The organism is Boseongicola sp. (assembly GCF_057460485.1).
This window is the reverse complement of record NZ_JBVCWP010000072.1, coordinates 1-15,427: the sequence shown is the minus strand read 5'-3', so window position 1 is coordinate 15,427 and position 15,427 is coordinate 1. Positions and strand designations below refer to the sequence as shown.

16 protein-coding genes and 1 pseudogene are annotated in these 15,427 nt (G+C 56.7%); 10 read left to right on the top strand and 7 right to left on the bottom strand.

Annotation, left to right across the window (positions count from 1 at the left end; translation table 11 throughout):
• The first annotated feature begins 99 nt into the window (after nt 1–99).
• The 7 genes from metG to AC221Y_RS10480 all read left to right on the top strand — a co-directional run bounded on the left by metG (nt 100) and on the right by AC221Y_RS10480 (nt 7,990).
• The gene (gene metG / locus AC221Y_RS10510) at nt 100–1,818 is read left to right on the top strand and encodes a methionine--tRNA ligase (RefSeq protein ID WP_486707297.1); all 1,719 of its coding nucleotides are present in this window, start codon (nt 100–102) and stop codon (nt 1,816–1,818) included.
• A 143-nt stretch (nt 1,819–1,961) separates the two neighbouring features.
• Nucleotides 1,962–4,388, top strand: a complete 2,427-nt coding sequence (locus AC221Y_RS10505; protein ID WP_299755765.1) for a GcvT family protein — start codon at nt 1,962–1,964, stop codon at nt 4,386–4,388.
• Nucleotides 4,389–4,432: 44 nt separating this feature from the next.
• On the top strand, nt 4,433–5,320 hold the full coding sequence (locus AC221Y_RS10500) for a PfkB family carbohydrate kinase (RefSeq protein ID WP_299755763.1): 888 nt from the start codon (nt 4,433–4,435) through the stop codon (nt 5,318–5,320).
• Complete coding sequence (locus tag AC221Y_RS10495; RefSeq protein WP_486707296.1) at nt 5,317–6,240, top strand: pseudouridine-5'-phosphate glycosidase; 924 nt, start codon at nt 5,317–5,319, stop codon at nt 6,238–6,240. The genes AC221Y_RS10500 and AC221Y_RS10495 overlap by 4 nt, the downstream gene beginning before the upstream one ends.
• Nucleotides 6,241–6,311: 71 nt before the next feature.
• On the top strand, nt 6,312–7,031 hold the full coding sequence (locus AC221Y_RS10490) for a DUF502 domain-containing protein (RefSeq protein ID WP_299755760.1): 720 nt from the start codon (nt 6,312–6,314) through the stop codon (nt 7,029–7,031).
• Between the two features lie 55 nt (nt 7,032–7,086).
• Nucleotides 7,087–7,725: a 2OG-Fe(II) oxygenase gene (locus tag AC221Y_RS10485; protein ID WP_299755758.1), complete on the top strand. Its 639-nt coding sequence runs from the start codon at nt 7,087–7,089 to the stop codon at nt 7,723–7,725.
• Nucleotides 7,726–7,771: 46 nt separating this feature from the next.
• Entirely contained in the window at nt 7,772–7,990 is a 219-nt protein-coding gene (locus tag AC221Y_RS10480; protein ID WP_299755755.1) for a hypothetical protein, read from the top strand.
• A gap of 15 nt (nt 7,991–8,005) precedes the next feature.
• On the opposite strand, the pseudogene AC221Y_RS10475 reads toward AC221Y_RS10480, so the two are convergent.
• The 5 genes and pseudogenes from AC221Y_RS10475 to AC221Y_RS10455 all read right to left on the bottom strand — a co-directional run bounded on the left by AC221Y_RS10475 (nt 8,006) and on the right by AC221Y_RS10455 (nt 13,357).
• Nucleotides 8,006–9,023, bottom strand: a pseudogene (locus AC221Y_RS10475) (patatin-like phospholipase family protein).
• Nucleotides 9,024–9,032: 9 nt separating this feature from the next.
• Entirely contained in the window at nt 9,033–9,806 is a 774-nt protein-coding gene (locus AC221Y_RS10470) for a 3-hydroxybutyrate dehydrogenase (protein WP_299754615.1), read from the bottom strand.
• A gap of 77 nt (nt 9,807–9,883) precedes the next feature.
• Nucleotides 9,884–11,305 (bottom strand): cryptochrome/photolyase family protein, encoded by a 1,422-nt coding sequence (locus AC221Y_RS10465; RefSeq protein WP_486707295.1) that lies wholly within the window; start codon nt 11,303–11,305, stop codon nt 9,884–9,886.
• Nucleotides 11,306–11,321: 16 nt separating this feature from the next.
• Complete coding sequence (locus AC221Y_RS10460) at nt 11,322–12,545, bottom strand: aminotransferase class V-fold PLP-dependent enzyme (protein ID WP_299754611.1); 1,224 nt, start codon at nt 12,543–12,545, stop codon at nt 11,322–11,324.
• A 194-nt stretch (nt 12,546–12,739) separates the two neighbouring features.
• A complete protein-coding gene (locus AC221Y_RS10455; protein WP_299754609.1) occupies nt 12,740–13,357 on the bottom strand; it encodes a hypothetical protein in 618 nt (205 codons plus the stop codon).
• Nucleotides 13,358–13,564: 207 nt separating this feature from the next.
• Between AC221Y_RS10455 and rpsF the strand changes: the two genes are divergently transcribed.
• Genes rpsF through rplI form a run of 3 tightly spaced genes read left to right on the top strand, consistent with a single transcriptional unit; the run spans nt 13,565 to nt 14,841 of the window.
• Complete coding sequence (gene rpsF / locus AC221Y_RS10450) at nt 13,565–13,918, top strand: 30S ribosomal protein S6 (RefSeq protein WP_299754607.1); 354 nt, start codon at nt 13,565–13,567, stop codon at nt 13,916–13,918.
• 16 nt (nt 13,919–13,934) lie between these two features.
• Nucleotides 13,935–14,162 (top strand): 30S ribosomal protein S18, encoded by a 228-nt coding sequence (gene rpsR / locus AC221Y_RS10445; protein WP_093972166.1) that lies wholly within the window; start codon nt 13,935–13,937, stop codon nt 14,160–14,162.
• Nucleotides 14,163–14,175: 13 nt separating this feature from the next.
• A complete protein-coding gene (gene rplI, locus AC221Y_RS10440; RefSeq protein WP_299754602.1) occupies nt 14,176–14,841 on the top strand; it encodes a 50S ribosomal protein L9 in 666 nt (221 codons plus the stop codon).
• Between the two features lie 81 nt (nt 14,842–14,922).
• On the opposite strand, the gene grxD is transcribed toward rplI, so the two are convergent.
• On the bottom strand, nt 14,923–15,282 hold the full coding sequence (gene grxD, locus AC221Y_RS10435) for a Grx4 family monothiol glutaredoxin (protein WP_299754600.1): 360 nt from the start codon (nt 15,280–15,282) through the stop codon (nt 14,923–14,925).
• A gap of 15 nt (nt 15,283–15,297) precedes the next feature.
• On the bottom strand, nt 15,298–15,427 hold a 130-nt coding region (locus tag AC221Y_RS10430; RefSeq protein ID WP_486707298.1), incomplete at its 5' end, for a BolA/IbaG family iron-sulfur metabolism protein.

The following is a 15,427-nucleotide window of genomic DNA, read 5'->3' as shown; positions in this document are numbered from 1 at the left end:
CGTACGCGCGCGCTTTGACGCTTTTTCACCAAGAAGAAGGGGTGACGCCCGCCCTGCCCTGCGGTAAGACCCATGCGCTTTGGTAAGGATTTAAGCCACATGTCGCGCATTCTGATCACATCGGCCATCCCCTATATCAACGGGATCAAGCATCTCGGAAATTTGGTAGGATCACAGCTACCTGCGGATCTTTATGCGCGTTACATGCGCGCGCGAGGACATGAGGTTTTGTTTCTCTGTGCGACGGACGAACATGGCACGCCTGCCGAGTTGGCTGCCGCCAAGGCCAATAAGCCGGTGGCAGACTACTGCGCCGAGATGTGGGCGGTTCAAAAGGAATTATCGGACGGGTTCGGTTTGTCGTTTGACAAGTTCGGACGGTCTTCGTCGGAGCAGAACCGCGCGCTAACGCAGCATTTTGCGGAAAAATTGGCGGATGCCGGGCTGATTGAAGAAGTTGTGGAGTCTCAGGTCTATTCTCACGCCGACGGGCGGTTCTTGCCGGATCGCTACATCGAGGGCACCTGCCCCAACTGCGGCTATGATAAAGCGCGCGGCGATCAGTGCGAAAACTGCACCAAGCAGTTGGACCCCACTGATTTGATCGAGCCACGGTCCGCTATTTCGGGGTCAACCGATCTGGAAGTACGCGAGACCAAACACCTTTACCTTAAGCAACGCAGCTTGCGCGGCGAATTGGCGGACTGGATCGAAAGCAAACACGACTGGCCGATCCTGACGACGTCGATTGCGAAGAAGTGGCTCAACGACGGTGATGGACTTCAAGATCGCGGGATTACGCGGGACCTGGATTGGGGCGTGCCGGTTAAGCGCGGGGACGCGCCGTGGCCCGGGATGGAAGACAAGGTTTTCTACGTCTGGTTCGATGCCCCGATCGAATACATCGCTTGTGCAAAGGAATGGACCGATGGTCTGGGCCGCCCAGATGCGGAATGGGAACGCTGGTGGCGCACCGACAAGGGTGCCGACGACGTGAAATACGTCCAGTTCATGGGCAAAGATAACGTGCCGTTCCACACACTGTCTTTCCCGGCGACAATTATTGGGTCGCGCGAGCCGTGGAAGATGGTCGATTTTATCAAGTCGTTCAATTACCTGAATTACGACGGCGGGCAGTTCTCGACGTCGCAGGGACGCGGTGTGTTCATGGATCAGGCTTTGGAAATTCTGCCAGCGGATTATTGGCGCTGGTGGTTGTTGAGCCATGCGCCCGAAAGCTCGGACAGCGAGTTTACCTGGGAGAATTTCCAAACATCGGTGAATAAGGATCTCGCGGATGTCTTGGGTAATTTCGTCAGCCGTATCACAAAGTTTTGCCGCTCGAAATTTGGCGCAGAAATACCGTCGACCGGCGAATGGGGGGCGGGCGAAGAAGCGCTGATCGCGCGTCTGGAAGAAGGTTTGGCTAAGTTTTCGACCCAAATGGAAGCCATCGAAGTGCGCAAAGCTTCGGCTGAATTGCGCGCACTTTGGGCTTTGGGTAACGAGTATTTGCAGTCATCGGCACCTTGGTCAGTCTATAAAGAAGACCCGGATCGTGCGGCGGCGATTGTCCGGCTCGCTTTGAATTTGGTACGTATTTATGCGGTTATTTCAGCGCCGTTTATCCCCGAGGCGTCGGCCCGGATGCTGAGTTCAATGAACACTCTTGATATGGAATGGCCGGACGATATGCGCGCGGCATTGAACGCTTTGCCTGCGGGTCATGAATTCGTCGTGCCGGAAGTTCTGTTCCGCAAAATCACCGATGAAGAGCGTGAAGAGTGGCAAGCGAAGTTCTCGGGGCGGCGGACTTAAACGCGCGCCCTGCCCTGTTTGACGCATCAAACATTGGAGCACTGAAGATTCAGACGCAAAACTTCCAGTAAATGGCGCTTTCGGCCCAGACCGGCGCAGCACGGGCTTCTTAGCTGCATAGAAATGCAGCGATAGGAAATCTCATGCGGACCCATGCCCAGGCAGTCGTTATCGGAGGCGGCGTTATCGGATGTTCGATCCTTTACCATCTTGCGAAACTTGGTTGGAGAGATGTCGTCTTGTTGGAGCGGTCCGAACTGACCAGTGGATCCACATGGCACGCGGCGGCCAATATCCACGGGTTGCACGATGTGACGAATATCTCGCGACTTCAGCATTATACGATGAACCTTTATAAAGAATTGGAGGCGGAAACCGGGCAAAGCTGCGGAATTTTTCAGCCGGGGTCTTTGTATCTGGCGCAGACCAAAGAGCGTGAGCATCAGCTTCGCCTGCAAGAAGCGAAGGCCCGCCGATACGGGATGAATTTCCACGAGGTCAGCCGTGATGAAGCCGAGCGCTTGCACCCTTTGGTCGACTACGACGGCATCCGATGCATTATGTTTGAGCCCGACGGCGGCAACGTGGATCCATCCGGGGTCACGAACGCTTATGCCATGGGAGCGCGCCAGCGAGGTGCCGAGATCCATCGCTTTACGCCGGTAACGGGGACCGAACCGCAGCCAGATGGCACATGGATCGTGCGGACCGACAAGGGCGATATCCGCACGCCCTGGGTGGTGAATGCGGCCGGTCTTTGGGCGCGGGAAGTGGCTGCGATGGTGGGGCTTGATCTGCCGCTCTTGCCGACCGAGCATCAGTACTTTGTCACCGAGACGATTGCAGAGATTGCGGCGATGGATCGTCGGTTGCCTTCAGTCGCAGACCGCGACGGGGAATACTACCTGCGCCAGGAAGGGCACGGTCTTTTGGTGGGGGCCTATGAAAAGGATGTGCGGTTCTGGGCCGAAGACGGAACGCCGCAGGGTTTCGGGCATGAGTTATTCCCCGACGATCTTGAGCGGATCGAAGACAATATGATGCGCGCCATCGACCGCGTGCCTGCCGTCGGCGAGGCCGGGATCAAACGGGTTATAAACGGACCGATGATCTGGTCGCCGGACAGTTCGGCCTTGTTTGGGCCGGTTCCCGAGATGACCGGTTATTTCTGCTGTTGCGGGATTATTCCAGGGTTTAGCCAGAACGGTGGATTGGGCAAGCTATCGGCGGAATGGATCGTCGAAGGCGAGCCAAGCATGGACATGTTCGGCTGGGACATGGCGCGATACGGGGCCTGGGCGGGCAAAGCGTTCACCAAGGCGCGGGTTGGCGATCAATATGCGAACCGCTTCAAGATCCATTTCCCGAATGAAGAACGCGCGGCCGGGCGTCCGGTGCGCACGCGGCCTGCCTATGGGATGCAAAAGCAAATGGGTGCACATTTCGGGCTGAATTACGGCTGGGAGCATCCTATGTGGTTTGCGGCCGATGGCGAGCCAGATGTCGAAACTCACGGCTTCACGCGTCAGAACTGGTGGGAGCCGGTGGGCCGCGAGGTGCTGATGCTGCGCGAAAACGCAGGCATCCTCGATATCTCAAATTTCGCTAAATACCGTGTGAAGGGAGCGGGCGCCGAGGATTGGCTGAACGCGCTTTTTGCCAACCGGATGCCGCGCGAGATCGGGCGGTCGTGCCTGACCCCGTTGATCGGCAAGCGTGGCGGCATTGCTGGCGATTTCACCGTCACGAGGCTGGAGGAAGATGAATTCTGGGTTGTAGGATCCGGCATGGCGGAGCGGTTTCATTTACGGTTCTTCCGCGCGATCCCTCTGCCCGACGCCACAACCTTTGAAAGTCTGACCGAGGCGGTCGCTGGCTTCAACCTGGCCGGTCCGCGTGCGCGCGATCTCTTGGGTCGTTTGACCAATGAGGATCTGACGAACAAAGGTTTTCCTTTCATGCGCTCGCGGCGGATCAGTGTGGCGGGCGTTGACTGCGTGGCAATCCGAGTTTCGTTCACTGGTGATCTCGGTTGGGAGCTGCATTGCGCGGAAGGTGATCAAGTTGCTCTTTATCGCTCCCTGTTGGAGGCCGGCGCCGAGTTTGGCGCGGGGCCGGTCGGGGGACGTGCTTTGATGTCGATGCGACTTGAAAAGGGATACGGCTCTTGGGGGCGTGACTACAGCCCGGAATACTGGCCGCAGGAAAGTGGACTTGCCGGGTTGATCAAGACGGACAAAGATTTCCTGCACAAAGCGGCTTGGAAAGCGATTGCGGATAAGCCTGCGCGCGAGAAGATGGTCTTGTTGGAGATTGACGCGCGCGAAGCGGATGCCTCAGGCAGCGAGCCAATATTTGCGACCGATGGCACGCCGATCGGACAGGTGACTTCCGGGGCTTATGGATATTACGTCGGCAAGTCGCTTGCGCTGGCCTACCTGAAAGCGGGTAGCGCAGTTTCGGGCGATACCGTTCATGTTGCGATTTTGGGTGAGCCGCATGAGGCGCGCGTTCTGGAGCGACCGCCCTTTGATCCTGACGGGCTTCGGTTGCGCGACAAACAAGGGTAACGCCGGGCTTGCCAAGGGCCGCGTCGCGGGGCAAACCCGTCGCCATGACGAAAGATGTTCTCTGTATCGGATCGGTTCTTTGGGATGTTATCGGACGCGCCAGCGCGGCGATGCGGGTTGGCTCGGACGTGCCGGGGCGGATCACGCGGATCCCTGGCGGGGTCGCGATGAACATTGCGATGACATTGCGTCGGTTTTCCATGCGTCCTGTGCTGTTATCGGCTGTCGGGCGAGACGAGGAAGGCGACGAGTTGATTGCGGCCGCCGATCGTCTGGGAATGGAGACCGGGTTCGTCTATCGCTCGGACGATTTGCCAACCGATATATACATGGCGATTGAGGGGGCAAACGGGCTGGTTGCTGCGATTGCGGATGCGCATTCTTTAGAGGCTGCAGGAGCGAAGATATTGCGGCCTCTGAATGACGGGCGGCTTGGTTCCGAAGTCGCGCCCTTCGCAGGACAGGTCGCGCTGGACGGAAACCTGACCGAAGAATTGCTAACTGAGATTGCGCGTAGCCCCCTGTTTGAAAAGGCCGATTTGCGCGTGGCCCCGGCGTCCCCCGGGAAGGCTGAGCGGTTGATGCCGCTTTTGAATTGCCCGAACGCGACGATTTACGTGAACCTTGAAGAAGCTGGTTTGCTTTGCAACGCAAGCTTCACCACCGCCCCCGAAGCCGCCAGTGCTTTGCTGGAACGCGGAGCTGCTCATATCCTGGTGACAGATGGTGGGCGCGCCGCCGCACATGCCAGTGCCGGAGGCGTTCTGACCGCAACGCCACCGGCGGTTCTGGTGACGCGCGTGACCGGCGCAGGAGATACGTTTATGGCCGCACATATGGCCGCCGAAGCGCGCGGTGACACGCCCGGATCTGCGCTGAATGCAGCTTTACGCACGGCCGCCGCTTATGTTTCAGGAGATGTGCCTTCGTGACTTTACCATTGGATTTCTCAGCCGAAGTCGCGGCTGCGCGCGCTGCAGGTACGGCGATTGTCGCCTTGGAATCGACGATTATCACCCACGGAATGCCCTACCCCCAAAACGTCGAGACAGCGCGTCTTGTGGAAGCAGAAGTCCGCGCCCACGCGGCCACGCCCGCAACGATCGCGGTGTTAAACGGACGGCTGAAGATCGGCCTGTCGGACGCGGAATTGGAAGGCCTGGGACAGGCAACCGGTGTGGCGAAGCTGTCGCGCGCCGATATTGCAGCATGCCTCGCGCGCGGTGGCACAGGAGCCACAACCGTGGCGGCGACGATGATCGCAGCCCATCTGGCCGGGGTTTCGGTCTTTGCGACGGGTGGAATCGGAGGCGTCCATAAAGGCGCGGAAGACAGCTTTGATATCTCGGCGGACTTGGGCGAATTGGCGATTACACCAGTGACGGTGGTGGCCGCGGGGGCTAAAGCAATCTTGGATATACCGAAGACGCTTGAGGTTCTGGAAACTCGAGGCGTGCCGGTGATCGCGTTTGGACAGGATGATTTCCCGGCGTTTTGGTCACGCTCATCCGGGCTTATGGCGCCGCTTCGCATGGATACTGCGGCCGAAATAGCCAGTGCATACCAGATGCGACGCGCGATGGGGCTTTCGGGGGGGCAATTGGTAGCCAATCCGATCCCCATAGAGGCTGAAATAAACGCCATGTCGCTTGCGCCACTTATTGCCAAAGCCACGCAGGAAGCCGAGGAAAAGGGCGTTTCCGGCAAGAGCGTCACGCCGTTTTTGCTGCAACGCCTGTTTGAGCTGACGGATGGAGCATCCCTGACTGCCAACATAGCGCTTGTGCTAAATAATGCTCACCTTGCCAGCGAAATTGCTGTTTGCCTCGCCAAACCGCGCGGAAACGATTGATTTCCATGTCGGCCCATTGCTCCGCTCGTTACACACCCTTAGTTTATGTCCAAACGCCCGGATAACATCTTATGAGCACGCCCTTTGACGACAATTCTGAACCGCCGCGCCCAAAACGTGGGTTGTTCTCGAAGTTTCGCTCGTCCTTTCTGACGGGGCTTGTGGTTGTTGCGCCGATTGCTCTGACGCTGTGGCTGATCTGGACGGTTGCGGGATGGGTTGACGGTTGGGTTTTACCGTTCGTGCCGCTCTGGCTTCGCCCGGATCAATACATTGGCCTGAATATTCGTGGCGTTGGAGTCATTGTTTTCCTAATTTTCACAGTGCTTGTGGGATGGATTGCCAAGGGCCTGATCGGACGGTCTTTGCTGAACTGGGCCGAGCGGATGGTGCAGGGATTGCCTGTAGTAAGATCGATCTATAACAGTCTGAAACAAATCGCGGAAACCGTATTCGCGCAATCCGATACAAGTTTCGATAAGGCGTGTTTAGTGGAATATCCGCGCAAGGGTATCTGGGCGATTGCGTTCATTGCTACTTCGGCCAAGGGCGAGATCGACAAGAAGATCGACGGCGAAAATAGTAAGACAGCAGTATTTTTGCCAACCACCCCGAACCCGACATCCGGCTTTTTGCTGTTCGTGCCGACGCGCGATTTGATTGAGTTGGACATGACGGTTGAAGATGCCGCCAAACTGGTGATCTCGGCGGGTCTTGTTTATCCCAATGGCGTTTCTGAGGCGCCTACTCCCATCGGCGAAGTTCGCCAGCCGCCCGCACGCGTCTCTTGATCTAACCTTTCGCGCTTGTATCCTGAGCGAAAACAAAGGTCGGGGCAGAAACCACATGAAAAGCCGTATTTTGAACGTTAATCCCTTGGTGGCGGTGTTTGATGATGTGTTCGGGCAGGATGTTGCGGATGTGGCTATTGCGGCGGGCGAAGGCCGTCTGACGCAGCCGACCTACGGCACCGACGAGGGCCGTATCATTGGTGAGAAACGCACGCATCAAGCCGCGATTGTCGATCAATGGAGCGATCCGCTCCTAACCGATCTGATGACGCGTATTTCGGCGATTGTGCGCCTGCCCCCTGAACACGCAGAGACATCCAAGCTGATCCGTTATGAAGGCGAGCAATTGTTTGACGTGCATTATGATGGTTACGACGAACACGGCGCAACACGCGAAGACTTCAACAAAGGCGGCCAGAGACTGTTCACAACTCTCTGTTATCTCAATGATATTGAGGACGAAGGACAAACGGCATTTCCAAACCTGAAGATTGCAGTACGCCCTAAATTGGGGCGGGTTCTGGTGTTTGCGAATAATCTTCTGGGATCAAACGAGGTGCATCCGGATAGCGCCCACGTCGGGTTTGGCCCAAGTGACGGACTGAAATGGGTTCTGACAGTGTGGTGGCGTGAACACCATTTCCATATTCCGCGCAGCTACCCCCCTGCAGATGGCGAGTTTGTGGTATATTGAACCGCAGCCTCGGGTTCCGGGGCTGCTGTTGCAATAGGAATGTTAGATGAACTACCTTAAACCAGCAGCCGTCGCCGTCGCGACGATATCGATGTCGACTGCCCCGCTTCATGCTGGTGGTGCAGCTGAGCCGTTGATGGAGCCTGAGGTAATCGTCGCAGAAGCCGCCGCCGCGACGTCGGGTGGCTTTGTTGTTCCGTTGATTTTGCTGGTTATTCTTGCCGCAGCGGCAAGTTCGTCCGGGGGCGGCACACCGCGCGAGTGATCGAAGGCCCGCCCTTTATTCGTACATTTCAGCCAGATCGACGCTTGAAGCGACACCGATTTTATCACGGTGTCGGGTCAGGAAATCGTCTGCTGCTGAACGCCCCGCATCGCGCAACTCAAAAATTATGCCGGGTACAGGGATTGTTTTGGACGCCACGCTTAGCTCTGCCATCAACGCGTCATCTGCAATCATATGGACCAGAACCCGCTTCATTGCGCCTTCGCCGACCGAGCCTTTGGTGATCAGGCGTTGCACGAAGTTTATCGCGCGCAGTTCGCGCAAAAGCGAAGAGTTAAAACTGATCTCGTTGATCCGGTTTGCGATATCTCGCGGCTCTTTCGGGATGCCGGGGCGCTCAAGCGGGTTGATATTGACGACAATGATATCGCCGGGAAGGTCTTTTTCGAACAACGGAAAGAGAGCCGGATTGCCGGTGTATCCGCCATCCCAATAGGCGTTTCCGTCTATTTCCACCGCCTGAAACACGGTAGGAAGACAAGATGATGCAAGGATAGCTTTGGTGGTGATCTCTTCGCCGGAGAATATCTTCACTTTGCCGGTTTCGACATTCGTGGCGCAGACGAAAAAGGCCGGACCTTCGTCGGCGCAAATCGCGTCGTATTTGAACCGTGAAGCAATGTCTTCTAGAGGGTTCCGGTAAAACGGGCCGGAAAGGTAGGGCGAAAAGACCCGCGTCGCCGCATCAGCCATATTGAAAGGCATCGAGTATTGAAGGGCTTGGCTGATCGCCCCTGCCGAAGGCCCCATGCCTGCCATCCAACCCGCGAGCCGCATTTCGCCAAGCGAGCCGATACGGCCCCAGAGCCAGTCGAGGTTTTCGCGTGCGCCTTCGCGGCCTCCCGTAAGCATTCCTGCCTTCAACGCCGCCCCCGTTCAGGGCTCCGGCCGAGGTGCAGGACATGCCTGCGATCTCAATCTCGTCGTCTTCCAAAAGACGATCAAGCACGCCCCAGGTAAACGCGCCATGCGCTCCGCCTCCCTGAAGGGCGAGATTGACTTTTTTTGTCAAGGGGCGCGCTTACTGTGAGGTCCAACCGCCGTCGGCGGCGATGGTGGTCCCGGTGATTTGCGAGGCGGCGTCCGAGCACAGGAACGTAACAATCCCGGCAAGCTGTTCCACGGTGACAAATTCTTTCGAGGGCTGTTTGGCAAGGATTACCTTCTCGATCGCCTCATCCTCCGAGATCCCGTATTCCTTCGCCGTTGCGGGAATTTGCTTTTCGACCATCGCCGTCAGAACGTAGCCGGGGCAAATGGCGTTTGCTGTTATAGGTTCTTTCGCGGTCTCGAGGGCGACGACTTTGGTCATGCCTACAACGCCGTGCTTTGCCGTGACGTAGGCAGACTTGAACGGGCTCGCGCGCAGGCCGTGCGCGGAGGCGATGTTGATCACCCGGCCCCAGCCAGCATCGCGCATCACCGAAAGCGCGGCAGCGGTGGTGTGGAAGGCCGACGACATATTGATCGCGATGATTGCATCCCACTTTTCAATCGGGAAATCCTGCACCGGGGCGACGTGCTGGATGCCGGCGTTGTTGATAAGGATATCGCAGGTGCCAGCCTTTTCGATCAGCGCGCGGCAATCGCCGGATTTCGACATGTCGGCTCTTATATAGCGGGCGGTCACGCCAAACTCTGACGCGATGTCTGCTGCAAGTTTGTGGTCGTCTTCACCGTCCGTGTAAGAGTTCAGAACGACGTTCACGCCGATCTTCGCCAATTCCCGGGCCACACCAAGACCGATGCCTGAGTTGGAACCGGTGATAACGGCGGTTTTTCCTTTGAGGGACATGATCATGGCTCCTTTAGTTCGCAAGTGCGGCATTGTTGTTGCGGCGCAGCATAGGGACGTCAGGCGCGAGACACCACTTAGAAATCGCGGTTGGAATAGGCGTCCAAAGCACGAGCGCGACCTGCCTCCAGCGAGACGACTGGTTCAGGGTAGCGGGTTTGAGGCGAAAGACCCCAGCTTTGCGGAATTGCGTCGAAGTATGAGAGCGCGGATTGAGACGGCTCTACTTTGCCCTCGGCGATCCATGCTTTGTCGTACACACGATCTTCATCGAATTTGTCGAGCTGCGTTACCGGATTGAAGATGCGAAAATAGGGCGCCGCGTCCGGGCCGCAACCGGCAGTCCACTGCCAGCCCATTGCGTTTGAGGCCGGATCCCAGTCGGTCAGGCAGTGTTCAAACCAGTGTTGTCCAATTCGCCAATGGGACATGAGGTGTTTGGTCAGGTAACTTGCGACGATCATCCGTGCGCGGTTGTGCATCCGCCCCGTCACATACATTTCGCGCATGGCGGCATCAACAAAGCGGATACCAGTGCGGCCTTGCTTCCAGGCCTTCACGTTCTCGTGGTCCTCGTCTTCATTCCACGGAAATACATCCCAGCCCTCGCGCCAGTTGTCGCGGACAATGTGCGGGGTGTGCCAGATCAGGTGATAGGCAAACTCGCGCCAGACGACTTCTTTGACGAAATGTTCTGCACCGTTTTTGCCCTCGTCCATCGCTCGATGGCCTGCATGCCAAAGGACGCGCGGGCTAATCTCGCCCCATGCGAGGTTCTCGCTAAGGCCGGATGTAGCGTCCTCACCAGGGAAGTCGCGGCGGGCTTTGTAGGCGTCGATCTTTTCATCGGTGAAGAGGTGAAGGCGTGCAAGGGCGACGTCTTCCCCAAGGCTAAGATGTTGGCGCGTGATTGCGGCGCCGCGGTTCATGGCGCCGGCCAAGTTCCATTTGGCAGGCGTTTCTGAGCCGGGCCAACTGGCCGGTGCAGGGATTGCCTTAGGCGATTGAAGGGGTTGGGGGACATGGGTGTCCTTGACGGCGCGCCAGAACGGCGAATAGACCTTGTAGTAGCCGCCAGTTTTGGTTTCGACGCTCCAAGGCTCGAAGAGTAGATGGGCTGAGATGCTTGACGCATCAAACCCGTCTTCGCTGAGGGCGGCTTTCACCTCTTTGTCGCGGGCGATTTGCTCAGGGTCATAGGCCCTGCCCCAGCGGATGTTGGCAGCACCTGTTTCCGCCATAACATCGCGCAAAACGTCGAGGGCCTTACCGCGCCGGAAGATCAGTTTGGAACCGAGGCCTTCCAGCGTCTCGCCGAATGCTTCGGCCCCAAGGCCAAACCGCCAAAGCGGACAGGCACCATAAGTTTCAAAAACCTCGTCGAGAATGAACACCGGAATAACCGGGCGGCCCATGTCGAGGCATGCCTGCAGAACCGGATTGTCGTGCAAGCGCAATTCGCGCCGCACCCACCAGATGACGGGAGATTTGTCTGCCATTTTATCCTCGATCAAATCACAAGACGTGATCTAGCGCCGATATCAGGCGGTTAAGTTCACCGTCGGATGTGTAATGCGTGAACGACAAACGCAACAGGCCATGAGCAGGATCGATACCCATCGCTTTCAGCGGGCGAGGAGAATAAAAATCTCCCCCACCTGCATTAATGTTGTGAGTGGCAAGATCGTTGGCGATGTCCTCACCGGGACGGTTTGCCAGAACGCCGACCGTGGGCGCGCGTTTTGTGGCATCGTTAGGACCAATCAGGCGTAGCGAGTTCTTCGTCGACAAGAAATCGAGCAGTTTTTCGAGGAGCTTGATCTCGCGGGCGCGCATTGCATCGTGAACCGCTGCGGCGCGTGCTGCGGCTTTCACCTGTGGCCCGGCCATTTCGGCGTAAAGCGTGTCGATGTAATCGGCCATACCAGCGCAGGCGGCAACTTGGGCGTGATCGTCGCCCGCCGGTGTGAAGCGTTTGTAAAGCGCGCCACCATTGAAGTCGTGGCCCTGATTGGGGAGCGCTTCGCCCAATGCGCGGCGCACCACCATAATCCCCTGATGGGGCCCATAGGTTTTATAGGCCGAGAACAAATAGATATCAGGGCCAAGCTCGGCGACGTTTGGAAAGCCGTGCGGCGCATAGCTGACGCCATCGACACAAACGGCAACGCCTTCACTTTTCGCCTGACGGGTTATTTCAGCGACATCGTTGATCTCTCCGATGACATTTGAGCAATGCGGGAAGCACAAAAGCCGCGCGCCCTTCAAAAGTGGCGCCAGTCTATCGCGATCCAGATGGCCGGTCTCCGGATCAACCTTCCACTCGCGTACCTCGAAGCCGGCTTGCGCAAGGCGACGCCATGCGCCGGTGTTGGCCTCGTGGTCCTGATTGGTCACGATGATCGCATCGCCGGGTTCCAACCACTCGCGAAAGGCCTGTGCCAAAACATAAACGTTTTGCGTGGTCGATGGGCCAAAACTAAGTTCGTCATCTTCGACACCCAGCATGCCTGCAAGCCGGGTTCGGGCTTCATCCATTTCTTCGCCGCCGACGCGACTTGCGGGAAACGCCCAATAAGGTTGGACCTTTCGCTCGCGGTAAAACCGCTCGAGGCGCTCGGTTACGAAACGACACGGATAAGAGCCGCCTGCGCTTTCAAAGAACGCCTGATCACTCAGCGAGGGCTCTTGAAATGCAGGAAAGTGGGAGCGGACGACATCGATATTCAGATCTTGCACGGTCTTAGCCTTTGAAAACGAAATGCCGAGACACAATGGCTGGGGTGCTTCTTGAACGCAATGGAGCGATCGTATCCCGGCTACGTGACAGCCGCCTGTATCCTTCGAACAGGCCCTGACGGGCCGTGAGGATGTTGACAAAGTGGGGAGCCCGTTAGGGCAATATATTTAGAATCATCCTCAACCGGGCGATTTCAGACCGCTGCAGCCATGAGTTCTCCGGCCGCTTTACCGTTTGCTATCTTGGCCGCTAGGCGTTCCTGAGCCGGCGTCACATAATCATCCATGATCGTGCGGATCGCTTTAATTTCTTTTTCGGTGCCAGATGCAAGCCGCAACGGCTTTTCGCCGTTGATGAGATAGATCAGGCAATGACAGTCCGGCCCATCAACGGATTTGGTCATGCCCACACCAATGATGCGGTCGATCTCGACAGTGGCGAGGATTTCGCCACGTCCGCGCGGATTGCGCGATACAAATCGAATTTCCCGGCGCATGCGGTCGACCTGAACTTCGGGGCGGAACCCGCGCGCTGATATTGAAATAATCAAGCCGCCCGCAACACCCAGAACTGCTGTCAGCATCAACTTCATTGCTATCATGTCACCGCCATAAAGGCTGCCAGGCAAAATCCACTGACCAAACGCACTGAGAAGTAGAACACCGCCAAGAAACATCAGCGCCCATTCTGTCAGGGTTTCGCCTTTATCTTCTTTCATGTCGGCAGGCCGCAGACGGAAACCCCAAGGCATATTAATGAATTCAAGCCCCGGTTTGTCAGGGTCAACATTTCCTGTGCTACGCAATGCCATAAGGTCAAAGTCCCGTTGGTTTTCAAAATCTAATCCCGAACTAACAACCAATAAGGGCAACTTTGGGACGGGGTTGCATCACGAATGTGGACGTGTATAAGCCACTGATCCGCCGCAAGATTATTTGAACGGCGCAGCCTCTCGTGGACGAGAGCGGCGGATGAGCCCTTGTCCTTTGAAGTGCGCCCTGAAAATGATGGAGATCACATGCCGCTGTATGAGCATGTTATGATTGCGCGTCAGGACCTGTCCAACACGCAAGCCGAAGGCCTTATTGAACATTTCAGCACAGTCCTAAGTGACAACGGCGGTAACGTTGTTGAAAATGAGTACTGGGGCGTCAAAACGATGGCCTACAAGATTAACAAAAACCGCAAGGGCCACTATGCCTTCCTCAAGACGGACGCACCTGCGGCCGCCATCCAGGAAATGGAGCGTCTAATGCGTCTGCATGAAGACGTGATGCGTGTTCTGACTATCAAAGTCGACGCCCACGAAGAAGGCCCCTCGGTTCAAATGCGCAAATCCGATGAGCGTGACGCTCGTCGTGAACGCCGTTAAGAAAGGAGCATAAGTCATGGCTGGTAAACCATTTTTTCGCCGTCGTAAGGTCTGCCCTTTCTCGGGCGATAACGCACCTAAGATCGACTATAAGGACTCGAAATTGCTTCAGCGCTATATCTCTGAGCGCGGTAAGATCGTTCCATCCCGTATCACCGCCGTTTCGGCCAAGAAGCAGCGTGAGCTGGCCCGTGCAATAAAACGCGCCCGTTTCCTCGCCCTTCTGCCTTACGCCGTGAAATAAGGAGACCTGAGCAATGCAAGTTATCCTTTTGGAACGCGTGGCCAAGCTGGGTCAGATGGGCGATATCGTAACCGTCAAAGACGGCTTTGCCCGCAACTATCTGCTTCCACAGAAGAAGGCTCTTTGGGCGTCCGCGACCAACATTGGCCAGTTTGAAGCGCAAAAAGCGCAGCTGGAAGCACGAAACCTTGAAAGCAAGGGCGAGTCCGAAGCACTGGCGGCCAAATTGGACGGTCAGCAGTTCATCGTGATCCGGTCGGCTTCTGATGGTGGGTCGCTTTACGGGTCGGTCACGACACGTGACGCTGCCGATGCCGCGACAGCAGACGGGTTCTCGGTTGATCGTAAGCAGGTTATCCTGAATGCACCGATTAAATACCTGGGTGTACACACGGTCACGATTGTTTTGCACCCCGAAGTAAGTGCAATCATTCAGCTGAATGTTGCACGTTCGACCGAAGAAGCCGAGCTTCAGGCATCTGGCATCAGCGTGGCAGATCAAGCCGCGGAAGACGAAGCCGCGGCCGAGCTTGAGATTGCTGAACTCTTCGAGGACATCGGCGCTGCCGAACTTGATGATCTGGAATCGGGCGAAGTCGCCTCGTCCAGCAGGGAGGCGTCTGAAGAGGCTGCAACTGACGGCGCAAGCGATGCATCGGACGCTGACGAAAAGACTTGATCGTATCCGATCAGATATAAAAAAGGCCGCTCAATCGAGCGGCCTTTTTTCTTTATAAGATAAATAGTTGCCGGCCTTAGTCTATCCGTTGTGTTCGCGGATTTTCTCGGCGGCGTCTTTGTCGAATGTCACGCCACTGTTTTCCAGAAGTTGATCCAACTCGCCCGACATCGTCATCTCGGTAATGATGTCGCAGCCGCCGACAAACTCGCCTTTGACATAAAGTTGCGGGACAGTCGGCCAGTCGGAAAAGTCTTTGATGCCCTGACGGATAGCCTCATCGGCCAAGACGTTCACGTCGGCAAAATCAACGCCCATGAAGTTCAGCACCCCCACCACACGGCTGGAAAAGCCACACTGCGGCATGGACTTAGTGCCCTTCATAAAAAGCACAACATCGTTGGCGGTTACCGTATCTTTGATCTGATCCTGAGCGGACATCTGTCTTTCCTATCTCTATTCCGGCGCTTTAGTGGTTAATGCTAACGCGTGAAGGTCACCGTTTGCACCGTCCATTTTGCCTTTTAACGCGGCATAAACCGCGCGTTGCTGCTGAACCCTGTTTTGTCCGCGAAAGCTTTCATCG